The following is a 20,960-nucleotide window of genomic DNA, read 5'->3' as shown; positions in this document are numbered from 1 at the left end:
CGTCCCGTTCTCCTCGTCGAGCGGCGCTTTCGCCCCTGACTCAAGACTCGTGCGCCGCACCCCCGCGGACCATGGAGACCATCGGCCTCTTCGAGCGGGGGTTTTCCCCACCCCACCCGGTCCCGCGGCCTCCCGGCCGCCGCCCGGCGCGGCACCGCACCGCGCGGCACGCCCGCCGCCGCGCGGCGGCACGTGCGGCTTCCCGCGCGGCTACTCCTCGCGGTCGCGCCAGGGCAGTTCGGCCGTGACCACCGTCGGGCCGCCGGCCGGCGACGCCACGGCGAACAGGCCGTCCACCGCGCCCAGCCGGTCCGCGAGGCCGCGCATCCCGCTGCCGCCGTCCAGCCGGGCACCGCCCCGGCCGTCGTCCTGGACCTGGATCAGCAGCCGGTCCTTCGCACGCCACACCTCGACCGAGGCGGACCGGGCCGCGCTGTGCTTGCTGACGTTCTGCAGCAGCTCGGAGACCGTGAAGTAGGCGATGCCCTCGATGGCCGCGGCGGGGCGGTCCGCGAGGTCCACGGTCACCTTCACCGGCACGGTGCAGCGCGAGGCGACCGACGAAAGAGCCGCGTCCAGACCCCGGTCCGTGAGCACGGCCGGGTGGATGCCCCGGGCCAGGTCGCGCAGCTCCTGGAGGGCCAGCTTCACCTCGCCGTGCGCCTCCTCCACCATCGCCGCCGCGGAGTCCGGGTCCTCCAGCAGCTTCTCCTTGGCCAGGCCCAGCCCCATGGCCAGGTTGACCAGCCGGGCCTGGGCCCCGTCGTGCAGATCGCGCTCGATGCGGCGCAGGTCGGCGGCGGCGGTGTCCACCACCACGCCCCGGTCCGACTCCAGCTCCGCTATTCGGCGCTCCAGCTCGTCGGAGGGGGACAGCAGCCCGCGCACCATCGCCCGGTCCGCGTTCGCCAGGCCCCTGGCGAGGTACGGCAGCAGCGGCCACAGCACGAACAGCGAGGCCAGCACGGTGCAGAAGGTGAAGATGCCCCAGGGCAGCCGTATCGCGTCGTACAGCAGCGTCCGCCAGCCCACCGGGTCCTTGACGGCCATCCACAGCCGCTGGAACACGCCTTCGGCGCGGGCGAACGGCAGCGGCGACGGCTCCTCCACCCGGACCCCGAGGAGCGCCCGGGCCCGCGCCCGCTCCAGCTTGCCCAGCTGCCGGGAGCCCAGCAGGGACAGCGCCAGCAGCGGCAGACCGACCACGGTGAGGGTGAGGGTGCCGCCGACGGCCAGCACGGTGATCGCGTAGCAGAAGCCGAACACCGTCACCGGCAGGTTCAGCAGGAGGTGCGCGATCTCCTTCCAGGTGTGCGCGTCGTAGGCCGGCCTGATCGGCGGCAGGCGGTCGGAGCCGTCGGGGCCGTCGGCACCGTCGGTCCGGACGGGGCCGGTGCCGTGCCGGTGGCCGGCGGAGCTGGGTGCGGTCATAACGGCCAGCCTGCCGTGTGGGACACCCCTCGCGCCATGCGGTGCGCCGCCCTGCGCCGACGGGGGAAAACCCCACCACCCAGGGGCCCCGGGGCGCCGCCGCCCGCCCGCCGCGGACCTCTCCCGGCGTGACTGCCTGCTTACCGCCTCTTTATCAGGGCCTAGACTCCCGTGCGTACAGGTCACGAGGTCAGGGAGCGAGGGACGGGACCGTGCGGGAGACGCTGGGGGACTCGACGGCCGCCACGGCGCACGTCATCGCGGCCGGCTACTTCCGGTCGTACTCGGCCGTGGGACTGCTCGCCGTCGTCGGCGTGCTGTTCGTCGCGGTCGCCTTCGGCGCCGGCCGGCTGCTGCGCCCCGTGGTGCCCACCCCGGAGAAACTCCTGACCTACGAGTGCGGCGTCGACCCCGTCGGCGAGGGCTGGGCCCACACCCAGGTCCGCTACTACGTCTACGCCTTCCTGTACGTGATCTTCGCGGTCGACTCGGTCTTCCTGTTCCCCTGGGCGACGGTCTTCGCCGCCCCCGGCTACGGCGCGACGACCCTCGTGGAGATGTTCATCTTCCTCGGCTTCCTCGCCGTGGGCCTGCTGTACGCATACAAGAAGGGCGTCCTGACATGGACGTGACCCCGGACCCCGTGTACCTCCCGGAGCCCAAGCGGCTCGGCGCGCTGGCCCGTCTGGCCCCCGAGCCCATGAAGGTGGTCCTCAACTGGGGCCGCCGCTACTCGCTCTGGGTCTTCAACTTCGGCCTCGCCTGCTGCGCGATCGAGTTCATCGCCGCGTCGATGGCCCGTCACGACTTCATCCGGCTCGGCGTCATCCCCTTCGCGCCGGGGCCCCGCCAGGCCGACCTGATGGTGGTCTCCGGCACGGTCACGGACAAGATGGCCCCGGCCGTCAAGCGACTGTACGAACAGATGCCCGAGCCGAAGTACGTCATCTCGTTCGGCGCGTGCTCCAACTGCGGCGGGCCGTACTGGGACTCGTACTCCGTCACCAAGGGCGTCGACCAGATCATCCCGGTGGACGTGTACGTCCCCGGCTGCCCGCCGCGCCCCGAGGCGCTGCTCCAGGGCATCCTCAAGCTCCAGGAGAAGATCGCGGCCGAGTCGCTGGGGGAGCGGTACGGCACCGGCGCCGGGCGTCCGTCGGCGGCCGCGCTGCAGAGCGGTCTGGTGCGGCCGCCGGCCCCGGCGGGAGACGGCTCCGAGGGGGACGCGCGATGAGCACGGCCGGCTGGCTGCCCGCCCCCGCCGGGGAACTCTTCGGGCCCGAGGCGGTGGCCGAGGAGTCGTACGAGGTCCTGACCGTGGACGTCCCGCCGTCCAGCTGGCTGGACGCCCTGGAGACGGCCCGTACGACGCTGACCTGCACCTATTTCGACTGGCTCAGCGCGGTGGACGAACCCGGCGTCGGCTTCCGCGTCGCGGCCCACGTGGTCGCCCTGCACCCGGTGCGGCGCCTTCTGCTGCGCACGACGGTTCCGCACGAGGCGCCGGTGCTGCCGTCCGCCGTGGGCGTGTACGCGGGCGCGGCGTGGCACGAGCGGGAGACCCACGAAATGTTCGGGGTGACCTTCGAGGGCCATCCCTCGCTCGAACACCTGCTCCTCCCCGAGAACTTCGAGGGCCACCCCCTGCGCAAGGACTTCGTCCTCGCCGCCCGGGTCGCCAAGGCGTGGCCCGGCGCCAAAGAGCCCGGCGAGTCCGAGCACGGCGGACCCAAGCGCCGCCAGATGCTGCCGCCGGGCGTCCCCGACCCCAACGAGTGGGGCCCCCTCAAGGGCCAGCTGCCCCCGGCCCCGGCCCGCCCCGCCCGCGCCGCCGGGGACCGCCCGGTCCGCCGCACCCGCACGGCGGCGGAGGGCTCGGCGCAGCAGCCCGGCGCCACCGAGGGCGCCGCTCCGGCGGGCCCGCGCCGGACGCGGAGCGCGAGCGAGGGCTCGGCGAGCCAGACGACGGCGCCCGAGGGCGCCGCTTCCGCCCGCCCGCGCCGGATGCGCAGTGCGAGCGAGGGCTCGGCGAGTCAGGCACCGGCGGGGGAGGGCGCCCCGGCGCGTCCCCGCAGGACGCGCAGCGCGAACGAGGGCTCGGTGAGCCAGGCGTCGACGGCGGCGCGGGGCGAGGACGCGGCGGAGCGGAAGCAGGCCGCGGCCGAGGGGGACGGCGCGCGGACCGCGCGGACCGAGGGTCCCGCGGCGGAGGCGTCGGTGGCGCACGAGCCCGGTCCGGCACCGGCCCGCCCCCGTCGCAACCGCAGCGCCTCCCAGGGCTCGGCCTCCCAGCGCGCCACGGAACCGACGGAACCGGTGCCCGGCCAGGCCGGCACGGCCCGCCGCCCGGCCCCGCGCAGCTCCGACGCCCCGTGGCACCACGCCCGCCCGGCCCCCGACGCCCCGGCGGCACCACAGCCCACGCCGGCCTCCACCGAACCGGGCTCGCCCGAGTCGGCCTCAGCCGAGCCGCGCTCGTCCGAGTCGAGTCCGGCTCCGGAGGCGGCCGAGTCGCAGACCTCACCCTCGCCCGAGCCCCGGCCCGACCCCGGCCGGGACGGGCGCGAACCCGCTCCCGGCACCCCCGGCACCCCGGACGACCCCGACACCCCCGACGACCCGCCGACCGACCCGACAGGAGGCCCGCAGTGAGCGGTGTGCTGGACGTCGTGCTGCGGGTCGTCGCGGTGTTCCTGGTGTTCCTGGTCTTCCCGCTGGTGGTGGGGCAGACCGAGCACAAGGTGATGGCCCATATGCAGGGGCGGCTCGGACCGATGTACGCGGGCGGGTTCCACGGGTGGGCCCAGCTGATCGCGGACGGCGTGAAGTTCGCGCAGAAGGAGGACGTGGTGCCGGCGGACGCCGACCGCCGCGTCTTCCAGCTCGCGCCCGCCGTGGCCCTGCTGCCCTACCTGCTCGTGCTGCTCGTCATCCCCGTCGGCCCGGGCGAGGGCGCCGTCGGCCAGGCCCTGGACGCCGGTGTGTTCTTCGCGCTGGCGGTGATGGGCGTCGGCGTGCTCGGCTCGCTCATGGCGGGCTGGGCCAGCGCCAACAAGTTCTCGCTGCTCGGCGGCCTGCGCACCGCCGCCCAGCTGCTCGCCTACGAACTGCCGATGCTGCTCGCCGCGGCCTCCGTCGCGATGGCGGCCGGCACGGTCTCCCTGCAAGGCATCCTGCACGCCTTCCACTGGTGGTGGCTGCCCTGGCAGATCATCGGCGCGGTCGTCTTCTTCGTCGCCGGACTCGCCGAGCTGCAACGCCCGCCGTTCGACATGCCCGTCGCCGACTCGGAGATCATCTTCGGCGCGTACACCGAGTACACCGGCCTGCGCTTCGCCCTGTTCCTGCTCGCCGAGTACGCCGGCATCGTGGTGCTGTGCGGCCTGACCACCGTTCTCTTCCTGGGCGGCTGGCACGGCCCCTGGGGCGACGGCGGGCTCGGCTGGGTGTGGACCCTGCTGAAGACCGCGGTCCTCGCCTTCGTCGTCATCTGGCTGCGCGTCACCTACCCGCGGCTGCGCGAGGACCAGCTCCAGAAGCTGTCCTGGACCCTCCTCGTGCCCCTCTCCCTCGTCCAGATCGCCCTCACCGGCATCGTCAAGGTGGTGATCAGCTAACCATGGCTCCGATTCCCGGTTCCGGACTCGCCAAGGGCCTGGCCGTCACCCTGCGCACGATGACACGGAAGCACGGCACCGAGCAGTACCCGGACGTCCTGCCCGAACTCCCGCCCCGCACCCGGGGCGTGATCGGGCTGTTCGAGGAGAACTGCACGGTCTGCATGCTGTGCGCCCGCGAGTGCCCCGACTGGTGCATCTACATCGACTCCCACAAGGAGACCGTCCCGCCCGCCGCCCCCGGCGGCCGTGAGCGCAGCCGCAACGTCCTCGACCGGTTCGCCATCGACTTCGCGCTGTGCATGTACTGCGGCATCTGCATCGAGGTCTGCCCCTTCGACGCGCTGTTCTGGTCCCCGGAGTTCGAGTACGCCGAGACCGACATCCGCGACCTCACCCATGAGCGCGACAAGCTCCGTGAGTGGATGTGGACCGTCCCGGCGCCGCCCGCCCTCGACCCGGGCGCGGAGGAGCCGAAGGAGATCGCCGCCGCCCGCAAGACCGCCGACAAGCTCGCCGCCGCGCGGAAGACCGAGGCCGAGGAGGGCGACGCATGAGCCCCGCCCTCGCCGCGGCCCCGCACGGCTTCCTCTCGCCGACCGGTGTCGAGATCGCCTTCCTCCTGGTCGGCCTGGTCACCTTCGGCGCCGCGCTGATCACCGTCACCACCCGGCAACTGGTGCACGCCGCCCTGTGGCTGGTGGTCGCGCTCGGCGGACTCGCCGTGGAGTACCTGCTGCTCACCGCCGAGTTCATCGCCTGGGTGCAGGTCCTGATCTACGTCGGTTCCGTCGTCGTCCTCCTGCTGTTCGGGCTGATGCTCACCAGGGCGCCCATCGGCCGCTCCCCGGACGCCGACTCAGGCAACCGCTGGGCCGCCCTCGGCGTCGCCGTCGCCGCCGCGGTCGCCCTGGTGTGGGTGGTCGTCGACGCCTTCCGCGCGACCTGGATGGACCTGAGCGGACCGGCCGCCGGCGCCACCCACGTCACCGGCGCGAGCCTGTTCCGGTACTGGGTGCTGCCCTTCGAGGCGCTGTCCGTGCTGCTCCTCGCCGCCCTGGTCGGCGCCATCGTCCTGTCCCGCAAGGCCAGGGCCGGGGCGGACGCCGGCGGCACCGCGGCGGCCGACGGCACGCCGGCACCCGTCCCCGCCGGGAAGGACGGCGCCCGCTGATGCACCTCGTCTACCCCGCCGTACTCTCCGCCCTCCTGTTCTGCACCGGCCTGTACGGCGTCCTCGCCCGGCGCAACGCCATCCTGGTGCTGATGTCGGTCGAGCTGATGCTCAACGCCGTCAACCTCAACCTGGTCGCCTTCGACGTCTGGCTCAGCCGCGCCGCCCGCGACACCCTGCACTCCGGTCAGGCGCTGACCCTGTTCACCATCGCCATCGCCGCCGCCGAGATCGGCATCGGCCTGGCGATCGTGCTCGCCGTGTACCGCAACCGCGGCACCTCCGACATCGACAAGCTCCGCGACACCGCCGAGCGCCCCGACGGCGCGGAGCCGAGTGCCGCCGCGGCGGAGAAGACCGAGGCCACCGCGTGACCACGACCACCCTCGCCGTACTCGTCCCCCTGCTGCCCTTCCTCGGTGCCGCGGCCGGACTGCTCCTCGGCCGCACCGCGCCCGGCTTCGTCCGCCCGCTCGCCGTGCTGCCCCCGCTGGCCTCGCTGGCGTCGGCCGCGCTGGTCGCCGTGCGCCAGGGCGGCGGACCGGCCCTGGACGCCCACACGGAGCTGACCCCCACCGGCTCGGTCCCCGTCGAGCTGGCCCTGCACATCGACGGCTTCGCCGCGCTCGTCGCGATCCTGGTCGCCTTCGTCGCGTCCTGCGTGCAGATCTACTCCACGGGCTACCTCCGCCACGACCCGCGCTACCCCTCGTACGCCGCCCTCGTCTCCCTGTTCACCTCCGCGATGCTGCTCGTCGTCTACTCCGGCGACCTGATCGTGCTGCTGGTCGGCTGGGAGGTCATGGGCATCTGCTCCTACTTCCTGGTCGGGCACTACTGGGAGACCCCCGAGGCCCGCGCCGCCTCCCTCAAGGCGTTCCTGGTCACCAAGCTCGGCGACGTGCCGTTCCTGATCGGCCTGTTCGCGCTCGCCACCGACGCCGGCTCGTTCCGCGTCACCAGCGTCCTCGGCACCGTCGCGAGCGGCGGCCTGCACCACCCGACCGTCGTCGCCCTGCTGCTGCTCGCCGGCGTGGCGGGCAAGTCGGCGCAGTTCCCGCTGCACACCTGGCTGCCGGACGCCATGGCGGGCCCGACACCCGTCTCCGCGCTGATCCACGCCGCCACGATGGTCGCCGCCGGCGTCTACTTCGTCGCCCGTCTCCTCCTGGTGTTCGAGGCCTCCGGGGCCGCGATGCTGGTGCTGGCCGTGATGGCCGCCGTCACCATGACCGGCTCCGCACTGGCCGCCCTCGCCCAGGACGACATCAAGCGCGTCCTCGCCTACTCGACCATCGGCCAGCTCGGCTACATGACCGGCGCCCTCGCCGTCGGCGACCGCGGTGCCGCCGTCTTCCACCTCCTGTCCCACGGCGCCTTCAAGGCGCTGCTGTTCCTCGCCGCCGGTGTGGTCATCCACGCCACCGGCACCAACTCGCTGGCCGCCATGTCCCGCATGCGCGGACTGCGCGACCGCGTCCCGGACGCCTACTGGACGATGACCGTGGCACTGCTCGCGCTCGCCGCGATCCCGCCGTTCAGCGGCTTCTTCTCCAAGGAGTCCGTCCTCGGCGCCGCCGAGCACGCGGCCGGCGGCCACACCGCGCACGTGCCCGGCGCGGCCGGGTGGCTGGTCCTCGTGGCCGGACTGGTCACCGCCGTACTGACCGCCGCCTACGCCACCCGGCTGTGGCTGCTGGCCTTCCACGGCCGGGGCGCCGAGGTCCCCGACCACGGCCGCCGGCCGCTGAGCATGACCGTGGTGCTGTGGGTCCTCGCGATCCCCTCGCTGGCCTTCGGCGGGTTCGCCTACCGGGCGCTGCCCGGCTGGTTCGACGGCCGGTCCCTGGCCCCGACCGCGCTCACCTCCGTCCTCGGCACCGGCCTCGCCGTGGCCGGCGGGCTGCTCACCTACGGCGTGTGGCAGCGCACCACCCGGAACCTGGTCAGCCCCCCGCTCGGCGCGGTCGCCGCCCACCCCGGGGCCGACGCCGGACGGGTCGAGGCCGAGGCCATCGCCACCCACACCCCGGCCTACGGCGACATCGCCTACGCCCCCGACCCGGCGGACCCCGGACGGGTGCTGCTCGGCCCGCTGCACCGGCACGCGGCCGTCGGCTTCCACCTGGACGCGGTCTACGACGCGCTGTTCGTCCGCCCGGTACGGGCCGGGGCGAGCCTCGTCCGGTTCCTCGACCGCGAGGTCGTGGACACCTACGTCGGCGCCGCCGGCGCGCTGCCCCGGCTGCTCGGGGCCGCCGTACGCCGCGCCCAGACCGGCAATGTGCAGACCTATGTGAGCGCGCTGCTCGCCGGCACCGTCGTCCTCGCGGTCGCCGTCGTCCTCGTCGCCACGGGAGCGTGAGCAGGCGTGATCGATATCAACGAGTCCGTGATGCAGTTCCTTCTGGCATTCGTCGTCGTCGGCCCGCTCCTCGGCGCCGCCGCCGCTCTCCTGCCGGCCCCGCCCGGGCTGAAGGGGAAGTCACCCGAGCAGGCCGTGCTGCGCCACGGTGTCACCGTGACCGGAGCGGTCCTCGCCGCCGCGGTCGTCCTCGCGCTCGGCTTCGACCACCACCATCCGTCGAGGATGCAGGCCACGACCGACATCAGCTGGATCCCCGCGCTCGACGTGCGGATCCACCTCGGCATCGACGGCATCTCCCTCCCCCTCGTCGTGCTGACCGCGCTGCTGACCTTCCTGTGCGCGCTGTACTCCTACTTCAAGCCGCCCGCGGGCCCGTCCCCGAAGGCGTTCGTCGCGCTGCTGCTCCTGCTGGAGACCGGCACCCTCGCGACCTTCTCCGTGCTCGACCTGCTGCTGTTCTTCCTCGCGTTCGAGACCGTGCTGATCCCGATGTACTTCCTCATCGCCCGCTGGGGCGGCGAGGGGCGGACCCGGGCCGCGTGGAAGTTCATCCTGTTCACGCTGCTCGGCTCCGTCGTCATGCTGCTCGGCCTGCTCCTGATCGGAATCAAGGCCGGCACCTTCGACATGGTGGCACTCGCCACTGACAACGGCCGGTCCCTGACCGCGTCCGTGCAGGTCGTCGCCGTACTGGCGATCGGGCTCGGCCTGGCGGTCAAGACCCCGATGTGGCCGCTGCACAGCTGGCTGCCAGACGCCCACACCGCCGCCCCGACCACCGGCTCGGTGCTGCTGGCCGGGGTGCTGCTGAAGATGGGCACGTACGGGTTCGTACGGATCCTGCTGCCGGTGGCGCCGCACGGCTTCCGCACCTTCGCGCCCTACCTCGCCGCCCTCGCCGTCGTCGGGATCGTCTACGGCTCCCTGGCCTGTCTGGCCCTGGCCAGGCGGGGCGCGAAGGGCGACCTCAAGCGGCTGATCGCCTACTCCTCCGTCGGCCACATGGGCTTCGTCCTCCTCGGCATCGCCACCATGACCCCGACCGGCGTCAACGGCGCCCTGTTCGCCAACATCGCCCACGGTCTGATCACCGGCCTGCTCTTCTTCCTGGTCGGCGCCCTGAAGGACCGCACCGGCACCACCGACCTCGACACGCTGGCCAAGGAGACGGGACTCGCCCTGTACGGCAGGGCGCCGCGCCTCGGCGGACTGCTCGCCTTCGGCGCCGTCGCCTCCCTCGGACTGCCCGGACTCGCCGGCTTCTGGGGCGAGATGCTGTCCCTGTTCGGCGCGTTCGAGCCCGCCGCCGGCCTCGGCCGCCCCGCCTTCCTCACCTTCATGGCGATCGGCGCGTTCGGCACCCTGCTGACCGCCGCGTACATGCTGATCGTGGTCCGCCGGGTCTGCATGGGCGCCGCCGAGGAGACCGCCGGGCCCACCGCCGACGGCACGGGCCACCGGCTCGCCGACGTGCACGGCTACGAGTTCGCCGCCTGGACCCCGCTCGTCGCCCTCACCGTCGTCGCCGGACTCTGGCCGCGCGCCCTGCTCGGCCTGACCGACCCGGCCGTGCACCAGCTCCTCGCAGGAGGCACCCGATGAGCCCCCAGCCCCTTGCCGAGTCCGCCGGTTCACTGGTCCAGTCCGTCGACTGGCTCGCCGTCGCGCCGCCGTTGATCGCCGCCGTGGTGGCGCTCGCCGTGCTCGTCGCCGACCTGTTCCTGCCCGAGGCCCGCAAGGCCGTCCTCGGCTGGATCTCGGTCGCCGGGCTCGCCTCCGCCGCGCTGACGCTGCTGCCGCTCCTGGGCGGCGACCGCGCCACCTTCTGCCTGACCGGCACCCCGCGCGCGTGCAGCTACACCGCCGACCGCTTCACCCTCGTCATCCAGCTCCTGGTCCTCGGCGGCGCCCTGCTCGCGGCCCTGCTGTCGATCACGAACGTCGACGACGACCGGCGGCGCGTGCCCGCCGGGGAGTTCTGGTTCCTGCTGCTGTCCTCCGCGGCCGGCGCCGCCCTGCTGCCCGCCGCCCGCGACCTGGCCACCCTGATCGTGGCCCTGGAGGTCGCCTCGCTGCCCGCCTTCGCCCTGGTCGGCATCCGGCACGGCGACAAGCGGTCCTCCGAGGCCGCCCTGAAGTTCTTCCTGTCCTCGGTCACCGCGACCGCGGTCAGCCTGATGGGCGTCAGCTTCGTCTACGCCGCCACCGGCTCCCTCTACCTCACCCAGGTCGCCCAGCGCCTGCCGCACACCGGCGGCCAGCTGCACACCCTGGCCCAGACCGGCGTCGTCCTCACCCTGATCGGCTTCGCCTTCAAGACCGCCGCGGTGCCCTTCCACTTCTGGGTGCCCGACACCTACGTGGGCGCGCCGCTGCCGGTCGCCGCCTACCTGTCGGTCGTCGGCAAGGCGGTCGGCTTCTCCGGCCTGATCCTCGTCACCGTCGTCGCGTTCCCCTCGTACGCCGATGTGTGGGGGCCCGCGCTCGCCGTCCTGGCCGCGCTCACCATGACCGCCGGCAACCTCGGCGCGCTGCGCCAGCGGGCCGGCCGCGCCCACAGCGCCGTACGACTGCTCGCCTGGTCCTCCGTCGGCCAGGCCGGCTACCTCCTCGTGCCGATCGCGGCCGCCGGGTACGCCCGGGACGCGCAGAAGGCGATCGGTTCGACGGTCGCGTACGCCCTGATGTACGCCGCCGTGAACCTCGGCGCGTTCGCGGTGGCCGCCGTGGTGGGCCGCGGCCGCGCCGCGAACCGGATCTCCGACTACCGGGGCCTGTACGCCACCAACCCGCTGACCGCCCTTCTGCTGGCCTTCTTCCTGCTCTGTCTGGCCGGCCTGCCGCCCGGCGTCATCGGACTGTTCGCCAAGGTCACCGTGTTCTCGGCGGCCGTCGACGCGGGCCTGGGCTGGCTCGCGGTCGTCATGGCCGTCAACGTGGTGATCGCGCTCTTCTACTACCTCCAGTGGACGGCCGTGCTCTTCCGCGCCCCGGAGGGCGAGGCGGTACGGCACCGGGTCCCGGCCCCGCTCACCGCCGCGATCGCCCTCACCGGGATGGCGGGCGTGGCCCTGTCGGGGGCGCCCCAGCTGGTGCTGCGGTTCGCGGCCACCGGACTGTTCTGAGGAGGCACGGGAACCCCTTCACCCGTCCGGCCCCCGCGCGTGACCCTGCCCACCTGGGAACTTGTCACCACCGCCTGGCGTTGACCAGAGCGGGAGGGTCCACTGGACCGAAGGGTTCCCTGCTGTACCACTTGGAGGGCGTACCGTGCACCGCCGGCACAACGGGCTCAGGACCGCAGTACTCCTCGGGGGGCTGTCGGCGCTCATCATCGTCATCGGCAGTTTCTTCGGGCGCACCGGTCTGATCGTGGCGCTCCTGGTCGCCCTCGGGACGAACGCGTACGCGTACTGGAACAGCGACAAGCTGGCCCTGCGGGCGATGCGGGCCCGCCCGGTGAGCGAGTTCGAGGCGCCGGGGCTGTACCGGATGGTGCGCGAGCTGTCCACGCAGGCCCGCCAGCCCATGCCCCGGCTGTACATCTCCCCGACCGAGGCCCCCAACGCCTTCGCCACGGGCCGCAACCCGCGCAACGCGGCGGTGTGCTGCACCGAGGGCATCCTTCGCCTGCTGGACGAACGCGAGCTGCGCGGCGTCATCGGGCACGAACTGAGCCACGTCTACAACCGGGACATCCTCATCTCCTCGGTGGCCGGCGCGCTCGCCTCGGTGATCATGTTCCTGGTGAACTTCGCCTGGCTGATCCCGGTCGGACGCTCGGACGACGACGAGGGCCCCGGCCTCGTCGGCATGCTGCTGATCATGATCCTGGGCCCGCTCGCCGCCTCGCTGATCCAGCTGGCCATCAGCCGCTCCCGGGAGTACGAGGCGGACGCGTCCGGCGCCCAGCTCACCGGGGACCCGCTGGCCCTCGCGAGCGCCCTGCGCAAGCTGGAGATCGGCACCCAGCAGCTGCCGCTGCCGCCCGAGCCCCGGATCGAGACCGCGAGCCACATGATGATCGCCAACCCGTTCCGCCCCGGGCAGGGCGTGTCCAAGATGTTCTCCACGCACCCGCCGATGGCGGAGCGGATCGCCCGCCTGGAGAACATGGCGGGGCGCCGGCCGTAGGCTCCCGCGCGGGCTCACAGGGCCAGCGCGAGTGCCGCTCCCAGGCCCCCGAGGCCCAGGGCGAGCGCCGCGTGCGGCCAGCCGCCCCTGCCCCAGGGCAGATAGTGGTCGAGGGCCAGCCGACCGGGGCCGATGGCGGCGACGGCGAGGGCGGCGACGGCGATGCCGATGTTGTACTCGATCCCGCCCTGGTCGATCCACAGCCCGTGGGCGGCGGCCACGCTCACCATGGCATTGATCATCACGCCCACGATCGCCGCGGCCGCGAGCGGTGTGAACAGCCCCAGCGCGAGCCCGAGGCCACCCAGAAGTTCGGAGAGGCCGCCGATGACGGCGAAGAGCCTGCCCGGGCGGTAGCCCAGGGATTCGAACCACTTGCCGGTCGCCGTCAGCCCCCGCCCGCCGAACAGACCGAAGAGCTTCTGGGCGCCGTGCCCGGCGAGCGGCAGACCGAAGGCCAGCCGAAGGAGCAGCAGCCCCCCGTCGGCGGCGGTGACGCCCCCGTGGCGGGCGTGTTCTCTGGCAGCGGGCCCGGCGGTGGCCGCTGCCTCGGTGTGGTGCCTGGGCATCTGAGGACTCCGTACGGATGCCGGATGTGCACTTCCCCCAAGCCTGGGCAGGCTTCCGTTCCCCCGCTTCCTCCCCACCGATGATTCCGGAGGTGCGGCGCCGGCGCACTTGGATCAGCGGCCGGCGCCCCGCACCCCGGTCAGCGGGCGCCGAAGGCCTGGTCCGAGGGGACGACCTCACGCCCCAGCGGCATCAGGGAGATCGGGACGAGCTTCAGGTTGGCCCAGCCGAAGGGGATGCCGATGACCGACAGGAACAGCGGGATGCTGGTGATCAGGTGCCCCAGCGCGAGCCACCAGCCCGCGAAGATCACCCAGATCACATTGCCGATGACCGACCCGGCACCGGCGTCCCGCCGCTCCACGGTGGTACGGCCGAACGGCCAGAGAACGAACCCGGCGATGCGCAGCGAGGCGATGCCGAACGGGATGGTGACGATCAGCACGAAGCAGATCAGCGCGGCGATCAGATAGCCGATCGCCATCCAGAGGCCGCAGCACACCAGCCACAGGATGTTGAGCAGCAGGTGGAACACCTTCATGATCGGCACCTCTCCAGGTCGCTCCGCCGGTCTTGCCTGCTGCCACAAGTATCAGCCGGTCGGGGGACGGGGGAGCACGGCGACGCCGTTGTAGCGGGATCGGGAACATTCCGGTACGAACCCGCGGGCAACCGCGTCCCGGCCCCCCGGCGTCCTCCCTTCCGAGACGGCACGGAAGCGCGCCGGCGGGCCGCCGATCTTCACGGAGATCTCACGCCGGCCGCAGTGCGCGCAGGGCACGAAGGGGCAGGGATCGCGGCATGAGCATCATCGGTTGGATCATTCTGGGGCTGCTGGCCGGCGCCATAGCCAAGTTCCTGCTGCCGGGACGCGACCCCGGCGGTCTGCTCGGCACCACGGTCATCGGCATCGCCGGCGCGTTCATCGGCGGCTGGATCTCGTCCCGCTGGCTGCACCACGAGATCAGCAAGAACTTCTTCGACGGCCCCACCTGGGCCGCGGCCATCGGCGGCTCCCTGGTGCTGCTGATCGCCTACCGCCTGGTCTTCGGCAACTCCCGCGACTGACCGGCACACTCCGCGACGACCAGCCCCGGCAGCATGGAAGGGTGGGCTCCCGTGCGGGACGCCCACCCTTCTTCCTTCTTTCTAGCGGTAGTTCACGAACTGCAGCGCGAAGTCGAAGTCCTTGCCCTTGAGGAGGGCGATCACGGTCTGGAGGTCGTCGCGGCTCTTGGAGCTGACCCGCAGCTCCTCGCCCTGCACCTGGGCCTTGACGCCCTTGGGGCCCTCGTCGCGGATGATCTTCGCCACCTTCTTGGCGTTCTCCTGGGAGATGCCCTCCTGGATCGTGGCGAAGATCTTGTACTCCTTGCCGGACAGCTGGGGCTCGCCCGCGTCCAGCGCCTTCAGCGAGATGCCGCGCTTGATCAGCTTGGACTCGAAGACGTCGAGGACCGCCTTCACCCTGTCCTCGGAGTTCGCCTCCAGGAGGATCTTCTCCCCGGACCACGAGATCGAGGCGCCGACGCCCTTGAAGTCGTAACGCTGGGAGATCTCCTTGGCGGTCTGGTTGAGGGCGTTGTCGACCTCCTGCCGCTCGACCTTCGAGACGATGTCGAAACTGGAGTCGGCCATGTCCTGTGGCTCCTTGTATCGGGGTGCGTGTCATGCGTACCGGCGTGTGCGGCGGCGGCCGCCGGGCCCGGCATCCTGCCGGGCCGCATCCGCACCAGCCTAGCCACCCCGGGACCCGGGAGCCGGAGATCAACCGGGTGGCGAAGCACCCCCGCGGATCGGGTATTGTTTACGTCGTTGCCGGGGAACACCGCCGCAAGCGGGGTTCGAATGGCAGCAAACCCGGCGGTGTGCCCGAGCGGCCAAAGGGAGCAGACTGTAAATCTGCCGGCTCAGCCTTCCCAGGTTCGAATCCTGGCGCCGCCACAAGACCGAAAGGGTCTGTGACCAGCAGCAATGCTGATTGCAGGCCCTTTCGGCGTTGATTGGGTCGATTTTGCCGCTATGGGTGCGTTTCCCAGCATGTCTCACCCTGGCTCGCGTGGTGACCGGTACCTGTGGGGCGCCTGTGGGGCAGGAGTCAGGGGTCCAAGTGATGTTCCTTGGGCTGCATTCGTGTGGGCGTACGTGATGGCGGCAGCTCCATCGAGGTGCTTCGCGTGCCTCATATGAGCTTCCGCGCGCGCCTTCCTCCTGGCGAGTCCCATAGATCGGCGGGCTGCGCCGAGTCTGGCTGACGTGGTGTGTCGCTTCCGGTTGCAGGTGGCGCCTGTGGACCCCCCGCGGCTCTCCGCGAGCTAGCCGCGGGGCAGTCCATCTGCTCGAAACCTTAGCCGCGGCTTGCGAACTCATCGTCCGCGGCTGTAGCTTTGGCATTCCTGTCGGTCACTCAGTTCAGTTATGCCTGAGGTTAGTTGGGAGGCTTGATATGTCGGAGGCGCCCGCGGCCAAGTACGCCACCCGCATCGAGGTCGAAAAGGGGCAGCCCATCCGGGTGATGCCGGTCAGGGAGCATCTTTCGTTGGCCACGGTGACCTGGGGGCACCTGTCACGGATCGTGCCTGATCCTCGCCGGGCGGAGGACCCGAAGGCACTCCCGTATCTGTCCGCGGCCGAGCGTGAGCAGGCGGAGATCCGCAACGAGATCCAGCGCATGATCCACGGGACGAAGAAGAAGGAAAACGCCAAGGACTACGCGCAGTACATCGCGAATGGCATCGCTGGCGTCCGTGGTGAAAGCTGGGCGACCCCACCCTTCGCTCTCTGGATCCCTCAGGAGCTTGAGCACGTCGAGGCCGCGGGGCCGTTCGGCGTCGATCACATCGCCTACCTGCCCTTCGATGCGAGCGGCGTCCTCATGGACGCCGAGACGCAACACCTGGCGCACATCCTCTTGTCCGAGAACCCCGCTCTCTACGGGATTACACGAGAGCAGGTCACGAGTCGGCTGGTGTGCGTGGAGATCTACCATGGCATCCCTCTGAGCGCCGCCCGCCAGATTTTTCACGACCGCAACCTGCTCGGGGTGATCCCGAACAAGAACGTTGCACTCAATTCGGACTCGAACGATGCCGCCACGAGTATCACCTTCGCGTTGATGGACCGCGTGCTCCTGCCGCACCCGCTGACTGGACAGGAGGTGTCCCTGAAGTCGCTGGTGGCCACGAACAAGAGACAGCTCAAGATTGCAGATCCGGAGTGGATGACTCTTTCGACGCTCCGCTCCTTCACGGTCACGATGATCTTTGGTCGCTCCGGGTTCGAGAAGACGAGTGGGGCGGTCACGCAGCAGGACCTGCCGGAGGGCTACAACAAGCAGGCCGTCGAGGATGCGATTGTCCAAGTCGCCAGCACCCTCTTCCGGGGCTTCGCCGACCACTTCGCGTCCCGCACATCAACCGTCATTGCTGCTCCGGCGGTCCTAGCAGCACTGGGGGCTGTCGGACACAGGTGCATGCCCTGGAGTGAAGCCCCGCACCGATCCACGGAGGAGTTGAGCGCTCTGCTCTCGGACGTCATCTGGACGCGGGACCCGGAGATCTGGAACGGCATCGCGGGTAAGACCACTGCATCTGGGGCCCTCTCGGTGGCCGGGGGTGTGAAGGACAACGGCTCCAAGACGGCTACGGCGCTGGAGGACGCTAAGTCGCCCACTTTCGCGCGCATCCGCGGCCAGCAGAGCCCGGCGCAGCAGGTCGACCCACCTACCGACTCAGTGGTGTCGTAGAGGGCATGTCCCCTACCTGTCGACCACGGTTCGCTAGTTCTTTCTAAGACTCCGTCGCCCCCCAAAAGCACACCTCTCACAGCAGCATCCGGGGGCGACGGCTAACCACCCACCTCAAGAAAGGTGTACGGCAGTCATGACCAGTATGCAGCCGCTGCCCGCGAGGAGTGAGGAGCCCCGGCGTCCCAAGGCGCTGCTCGTCGCTCTCGCTACCGGTTACGCCAGCGGCTATGCGGCGGCACTCGGCGTCACGGGTAGCCCGATCGACTCGACTGCTTCGGCGGTCGTGGCTTCGGTTCAGGGGGTGATCGCCGCTACCTGCTGGATTTTCTGGCAGAAGCGCTAGTCATCAGCCCGAGGGTCCCGTGATCAGCGGAAACGCCGATCACGGGACCTTCGGCTCTCTCGGATCTACCTGAGGCAAATCCCGGGGCTACTTAGGGCGGCTTCAATGCGGGCGTTCGCCGTGGCTGCCGCTCCATCGAGACACTTCGCGTAGACGCGGAAGAGCACGGCCACGCTGTGGCCGGCGCGAGCGGCCACTTCCTGCGCTTCCACGCCCGAGCTGAGCCACGTGGACACGGCGGCATGACGAAGATCATACGGCCGCTTGGCTAGAGCGTGTCTCTTTGATGGGTTGATCGGTTGATCGGATATGTCCGTCTGATTAGTGATCACCGATGCGATGTGGGACCGGATCGAGCCGCTGATGCCTGCCGATCCGGTCCGCGGGCGGCGATGGGCCGACCACCGCCGCACTCTTGAGGCCATCGCGTGGAAGTACCGCACCAACTCGCCCTGGCGAGACCTGCCCGACGAACTCGGCTCGTTCCAGACCGCTCACAAGCGGCTGATCAGGTGGGCCGTCGATGGCACGTGGGAGAGGATCCTCGCAGCGGTCCTGGCGGCGGCGGACGCCGACGACGACCTCGACTGGACGGTGTCTGTGGACTCCACGGTCGTCCGGGCCCACCAACACGCTGCCGGAGCACGCAACAAGGGGCGTCCCACTCCGGCGAGCCCGCCCATCACGCGCTCGGACGCTCCCGCGGCGGACTGAGCACCAAGGTCCACCTGGCCGGCAGACGGCCGCGCACGACCCCTCGCCTTCACCGTCACCGCAGGCCAGGCAGGCGATGCACCTGCATTCGAGACGGTGATGTCCCGCATCCGCGTGCCCCGCACTGGTCCGGGCAGGCCCCGGACCCGGCCCCTGGCCGTTCTGGCCGACCGCGCGTACTCCTCACGTGCCATCCGCAGCCACCTGCGGCGCCGGGGCATCCGCGCGGTCATCCCGCAGCCGTCCGACCAAGTCGGCCACCGCCTGCGGCGAGGCCGGCTCGGCGGCCGCCCGCCCAGCTTCGACAGCGAGGCGTACAAGCAGCGGAACTCTGTCGAGCGGTGCATCAACCGCCTCAAGCAGTGGCGTGGCCTGGCTACACGAACCGACAAGCTCGCGATCGCCTACCAGGCAGCCCTCCACCTCGCGGGCATCCTCATCTGGACCCGACGCTGACCAAAGAGACAGAACCTAGTTGCGACGCCCACTGAGAGGGGGTGAGAGCCTGTGCGCGGGCTTCCGCCCACACTGCGCCGTATTCGGTGTCCTGGATGAGGCCGCCGCGCTGCGTACGGAACAGCCGTCCGTCCGGAGCGACGCCGTAGGCAGTGACGTGCCACCGCAGCAAGGACACGAGATCGGGCGGAATCGGCACGGGGCGCACGGCCTTCCGTGGCCGGTGCTTGAGTCCCCGCCGGTCGTGCGCTTCGCCGCTATCGGTCCAGACCGACCCCGAGCGGGGGCGGGTCTCCTGGAGCCGCAAGGTCCCCCAGCCGCGGCGGGGGAGTTCGCAGTCCTGCGGAGACCGATGACTTCCGCTGGCCGTGCCGCCGCGTAGTACGTGCACCCGAAGAATGCGACCAGGCGGCGCCCACGGGGCCTCTGCGTGCGCACGGCATCGAGCAGCGCCAGAGCCTGCCGAGGATCCGGCACCGATGCGGGGACCAACTCCTCCGCCACTTGCTCCGGAGCCTTCCACTGCACCCGTGGCAGAGGGGTGCTCGTCAGACGGCCGGCGTCGACGGCATAGCCGAGTGCGTTGTGGAAGATGACTCGCTTCCGGCGGATGGTCGACGCGGACGCCGTGGTGCCGTCCAGTTTTTTGGTCAATGCGTCCAGGGCAGCGGGCGCACTTTCATGCGATCGGCCAGCGCGGACGTGGGCAGGGACTTGCGCTCGAACCAGGCCAGCACGGCGGCCACCTCCTCCGGCGGTTCCTGCTCCCGACGGCTCACGTTGAACGCCCAGCTGTAGAGAGCCACCACGTGGCGGTCACAGCGGCACGGGCCGCGCGGGCGGCGCGTCCGGCACGACCCCGCGGGGGCCAAAAACGACTATTCGTCATGGCCCAGAGTCCCCCTTGGTAGTGGCTGACCTCGGACACATCTGGGACGACTTGCCGTCACACGGGTCTGTGACCTGCAGTGATGTTGGACTGGCCGTGGTTCTCACTACCGATAATATCCGCCCGTCCCGGACAGGTGATCTTGCGCGGTGGACACGGTGATTCGCCTTGCGTCACGCTTCTTGTATCCACGGAGCCCCGCCTACGAGAGCTCCTTAAGTCATTCGGTGGGCATGTTGCAGGACTCGGGGGGAGTTATGCGAGAAGGCAGTCGGCGTAATCACAATTTCAGTCCTGAGTCGTTGCAGAATTGGCTGTTACGGGAGAAGCGTCGAAGTGGCCTCAGCTTCAGTGAGCTTGCTGCTCGAACTTTCGTGTCAAAGTCGGCATTGCACCGTGCTACCCAGGGTTCCGGTTTGCCTAGACGTGAGATTTTTGATGCCTTCATTAAGGGATGCGGGTCGGACCCTGGGGATGCGGAAGAGCAGTGGCAGTGGGCCAAAATGCTGCAAGACTTGCCCATGGGTTTGATCCCGTCATTCAGGATGGGTCCGGAAGCGGTAACATCCCATGGCGAACTGCGGCAAGCCCTAGCGCAGCTGCTAGAGAAGAAAGGTGAGTCTCTGCGGCAGCTTGTAAGTCGAGCACAGGCGCGGGGCGGACGCCTACGCAGAAGCACCCTCAGTGATGCGCTGCGGGGTCGGTTCAGGTTCGGCCGGGGGATGGTTGCCGAACTTGTCCGTGCCTGCGGGGAAGCGGAAGAAGCTGTCACGGCCTGGGATGAGGCGTGGCAGCGCGCCGAGCGTGAGCGGCGGAGTCGAACGGGGCACATGGGCGCGGTGCGCAGGTTGCCTTCAGAAGCCCGCGAGCTCATAGAACTCGGTGTTGCGGAGATGTTTCGCCTAGGTGACCAACACGGGATTCCGGACGCGGAGATTGAAGTCTATATCCGTCAGCGGGCGGCGAGTGAGCGGCGCTGGCCCTTTCGCTCCTACTGGGTGAATCCGCCTGAGTCGTGGAAGCGTGCGACGCAAGGATCTATCGCGAAGGTCCCGCGACGCTTAGACGAGGCGTTGCGGTCCGTCCTGAAAGAGGAACGAGATCGCCCTCTCAATGAAGAGGTGATGTCCCGGATAGCTCAGGAAGTAATGAAGGTGCTAGTTGACATTGCTCCGCAAGCGGAAACGGAACCCGTCGAGAGTGAGATAGCCGAGGACGGTGATACTGCATGACGGGTTCTTAGGGCGGGTCATCTTAATAGATCGCACAGGGTGGTGTGGTGAAGGCGGCCCCCGCTGGAACGGGAGCCGCCCTGACCCAACCCATAGCCTGAGAAAGGTCAGTAATGACTGTACCCACTGAGCGACCCATTTCAGCATCGCTGAAGGATGCGGACGCCGATCAGCGTCTTAATGGCACGCCACACGGATGGAGCGGGCGGCGACGGGCCATCGCTCTAGGGGGCGTGCTCGGTGTAGCAGCTCTCGCAGCAGTGCTGGTCTACGTCTTCCCTTCC

20 protein-coding genes, 1 tRNA gene and 2 pseudogenes are annotated in these 20,960 nt (G+C 70.5%); 17 read left to right on the top strand and 6 right to left on the bottom strand.

Translation table 11 applies throughout. The features are described 5' to 3' along the window. Positions 1-210 precede the first annotated feature (210 nt). The gene (locus tag HZZ00_RS33765) at positions 211-1,431 is read right to left on the bottom strand and encodes a sensor histidine kinase (protein ID WP_180329873.1); all 1,221 of its coding nucleotides are present in this window, start codon (positions 1,429-1,431) and stop codon (positions 211-213) included. A gap of 212 nt (positions 1,432-1,643) precedes the next feature. Here HZZ00_RS33765 and HZZ00_RS33760 point away from each other — a divergent pair, with 212 nt between their 5' ends. The 11 genes from HZZ00_RS33760 (at position 1,644) to htpX (ending at position 12,724) form a co-directional block, all read left to right on the top strand. Further along, positions 1,644-2,063, top strand: coding sequence for an NADH-quinone oxidoreductase subunit A (locus tag HZZ00_RS33760; protein ID WP_070026365.1), 420 nt, complete (start codon positions 1,644-1,646; stop codon positions 2,061-2,063). Further along, the gene (locus tag HZZ00_RS33755) at positions 2,054-2,665 is read left to right on the top strand and encodes an NADH-quinone oxidoreductase subunit B (RefSeq protein ID WP_070026364.1); all 612 of its coding nucleotides are present in this window, start codon (positions 2,054-2,056) and stop codon (positions 2,663-2,665) included. Before HZZ00_RS33760 ends, HZZ00_RS33755 begins: the two co-directional genes overlap by 10 nt. After that, a complete protein-coding gene (locus HZZ00_RS33750) occupies positions 2,662-4,083 on the top strand; it encodes an NADH-quinone oxidoreductase subunit C (RefSeq protein WP_180329872.1) in 1,422 nt (473 codons plus the stop codon). Before HZZ00_RS33755 ends, HZZ00_RS33750 begins: the two co-directional genes overlap by 4 nt. Next, the gene (locus HZZ00_RS33745; RefSeq protein ID WP_070026362.1) at positions 4,080-5,048 is read left to right on the top strand and encodes a complex I subunit 1 family protein; all 969 of its coding nucleotides are present in this window, start codon (positions 4,080-4,082) and stop codon (positions 5,046-5,048) included. The genes HZZ00_RS33750 and HZZ00_RS33745 overlap by 4 nt, the downstream gene beginning before the upstream one ends. Before the next feature lie 2 nt (positions 5,049-5,050). After that, positions 5,051-5,605 (top strand): NADH-quinone oxidoreductase subunit I, encoded by a 555-nt coding sequence (locus tag HZZ00_RS33740; RefSeq protein ID WP_180329871.1) that lies wholly within the window; start codon positions 5,051-5,053, stop codon positions 5,603-5,605. Then, positions 5,602-6,222 (top strand): NADH-quinone oxidoreductase subunit J, encoded by a 621-nt coding sequence (locus tag HZZ00_RS33735; RefSeq protein WP_180329870.1) that lies wholly within the window; start codon positions 5,602-5,604, stop codon positions 6,220-6,222. The genes HZZ00_RS33740 and HZZ00_RS33735 overlap by 4 nt, the downstream gene beginning before the upstream one ends. After that, positions 6,222-6,596, top strand: a complete 375-nt coding sequence (nuoK, locus tag HZZ00_RS33730) for an NADH-quinone oxidoreductase subunit NuoK (protein ID WP_180329869.1) — start codon at positions 6,222-6,224, stop codon at positions 6,594-6,596. Before HZZ00_RS33735 ends, nuoK begins: the two co-directional genes overlap by 1 nt. Continuing rightward, entirely contained in the window at positions 6,593-8,587 is a 1,995-nt protein-coding gene (locus HZZ00_RS33725) for an NADH-quinone oxidoreductase subunit L (RefSeq protein ID WP_180329868.1), read from the top strand. Before nuoK ends, HZZ00_RS33725 begins: the two co-directional genes overlap by 4 nt. Positions 8,588-8,593: 6 nt before the next feature. Then, positions 8,594-10,192 (top strand): NADH-quinone oxidoreductase subunit M, encoded by a 1,599-nt coding sequence (locus HZZ00_RS33720; RefSeq protein ID WP_180329867.1) that lies wholly within the window; start codon positions 8,594-8,596, stop codon positions 10,190-10,192. After that, positions 10,189-11,715 (top strand): NADH-quinone oxidoreductase subunit N, encoded by a 1,527-nt coding sequence (locus HZZ00_RS33715; RefSeq protein ID WP_180329866.1) that lies wholly within the window; start codon positions 10,189-10,191, stop codon positions 11,713-11,715. Before HZZ00_RS33720 ends, HZZ00_RS33715 begins: the two co-directional genes overlap by 4 nt. Before the next feature lie 145 nt (positions 11,716-11,860). After that, a complete protein-coding gene (htpX, locus tag HZZ00_RS33710) occupies positions 11,861-12,724 on the top strand; it encodes a zinc metalloprotease HtpX (RefSeq protein WP_180329865.1) in 864 nt (287 codons plus the stop codon). 14 nt (positions 12,725-12,738) lie between these two features. Here the strand turns inward: htpX and HZZ00_RS33705 are convergent, their stop codons facing one another. Further along, positions 12,739-13,293 (bottom strand): DoxX family protein, encoded by a 555-nt coding sequence (locus HZZ00_RS33705; protein ID WP_180329864.1) that lies wholly within the window; start codon positions 13,291-13,293, stop codon positions 12,739-12,741. Positions 13,294-13,433: 140 nt separating this feature from the next. Continuing rightward, positions 13,434-13,835, bottom strand: coding sequence for a YccF domain-containing protein (locus tag HZZ00_RS33700; RefSeq protein WP_180329863.1), 402 nt, complete (start codon positions 13,833-13,835; stop codon positions 13,434-13,436). Positions 13,836-14,095: 260 nt separating this feature from the next. On the opposite strand from HZZ00_RS33700, the gene HZZ00_RS33695 reads away from it, so the two are divergent. Further along, positions 14,096-14,362 (top strand): GlsB/YeaQ/YmgE family stress response membrane protein, encoded by a 267-nt coding sequence (locus tag HZZ00_RS33695; RefSeq protein ID WP_180329862.1) that lies wholly within the window; start codon positions 14,096-14,098, stop codon positions 14,360-14,362. 81 nt (positions 14,363-14,443) lie between these two features. On the opposite strand, the gene HZZ00_RS33690 is transcribed toward HZZ00_RS33695, so the two are convergent. Next, positions 14,444-14,932, bottom strand: coding sequence for a YajQ family cyclic di-GMP-binding protein (locus HZZ00_RS33690; RefSeq protein ID WP_070026353.1), 489 nt, complete (start codon positions 14,930-14,932; stop codon positions 14,444-14,446). Between the two features lie 224 nt (positions 14,933-15,156). Between HZZ00_RS33690 and HZZ00_RS33685 the strand changes: the two genes are divergently transcribed. The 3 genes from HZZ00_RS33685 (at position 15,157) to HZZ00_RS33675 (ending at position 17,385) form a co-directional block, all read left to right on the top strand. Then, a tRNA-Tyr gene (locus HZZ00_RS33685) sits at positions 15,157-15,238 on the top strand. Positions 15,239-15,740: 502 nt separating this feature from the next. Further along, complete coding sequence (locus tag HZZ00_RS33680; protein ID WP_180329861.1) at positions 15,741-17,039, top strand: DNA sulfur modification protein DndB; 1,299 nt, start codon at positions 15,741-15,743, stop codon at positions 17,037-17,039. Between the two features lie 136 nt (positions 17,040-17,175). Then, entirely contained in the window at positions 17,176-17,385 is a 210-nt protein-coding gene (locus HZZ00_RS33675; protein WP_180329860.1) for a hypothetical protein, read from the top strand. A gap of 65 nt (positions 17,386-17,450) precedes the next feature. Here the strand turns inward: HZZ00_RS33675 and HZZ00_RS38915 are convergent. Beyond that, positions 17,451-17,657, bottom strand: a pseudogene (locus tag HZZ00_RS38915) (site-specific integrase); the annotation flags it as partial. A 67-nt stretch (positions 17,658-17,724) separates the two neighbouring features. Here HZZ00_RS38915 and HZZ00_RS33670 point away from each other — a divergent pair. Then, positions 17,725-18,555 (top strand): annotated as a pseudogene (locus HZZ00_RS33670) (IS5 family transposase). A gap of 650 nt (positions 18,556-19,205) precedes the next feature. Here the strand turns inward: HZZ00_RS33670 and HZZ00_RS38910 are convergent. Beyond that, positions 19,206-19,361, bottom strand: a complete 156-nt coding sequence (locus HZZ00_RS38910) for a hypothetical protein (protein WP_257585513.1) — start codon at positions 19,359-19,361, stop codon at positions 19,206-19,208. 316 nt (positions 19,362-19,677) lie between these two features. Between HZZ00_RS38910 and HZZ00_RS39305 the strand changes: the two genes are divergently transcribed. Further along, positions 19,678-20,676: a helix-turn-helix domain-containing protein gene (locus HZZ00_RS39305; protein WP_374028575.1), complete on the top strand. Its 999-nt coding sequence runs from the start codon at positions 19,678-19,680 to the stop codon at positions 20,674-20,676. Positions 20,677-20,960 lie beyond the last annotated feature (284 nt).

The organism is Streptomyces sp. NEAU-sy36 (assembly GCF_013423905.1).
GTDB classification, from domain to species: domain Bacteria; phylum Actinomycetota; class Actinomycetes; order Streptomycetales; family Streptomycetaceae; genus Streptomyces; species Streptomyces misionensis.
Note: the sequence above shows the minus strand (reverse complement) of the source record. Positions and strands in the feature narration are given on the sequence as shown.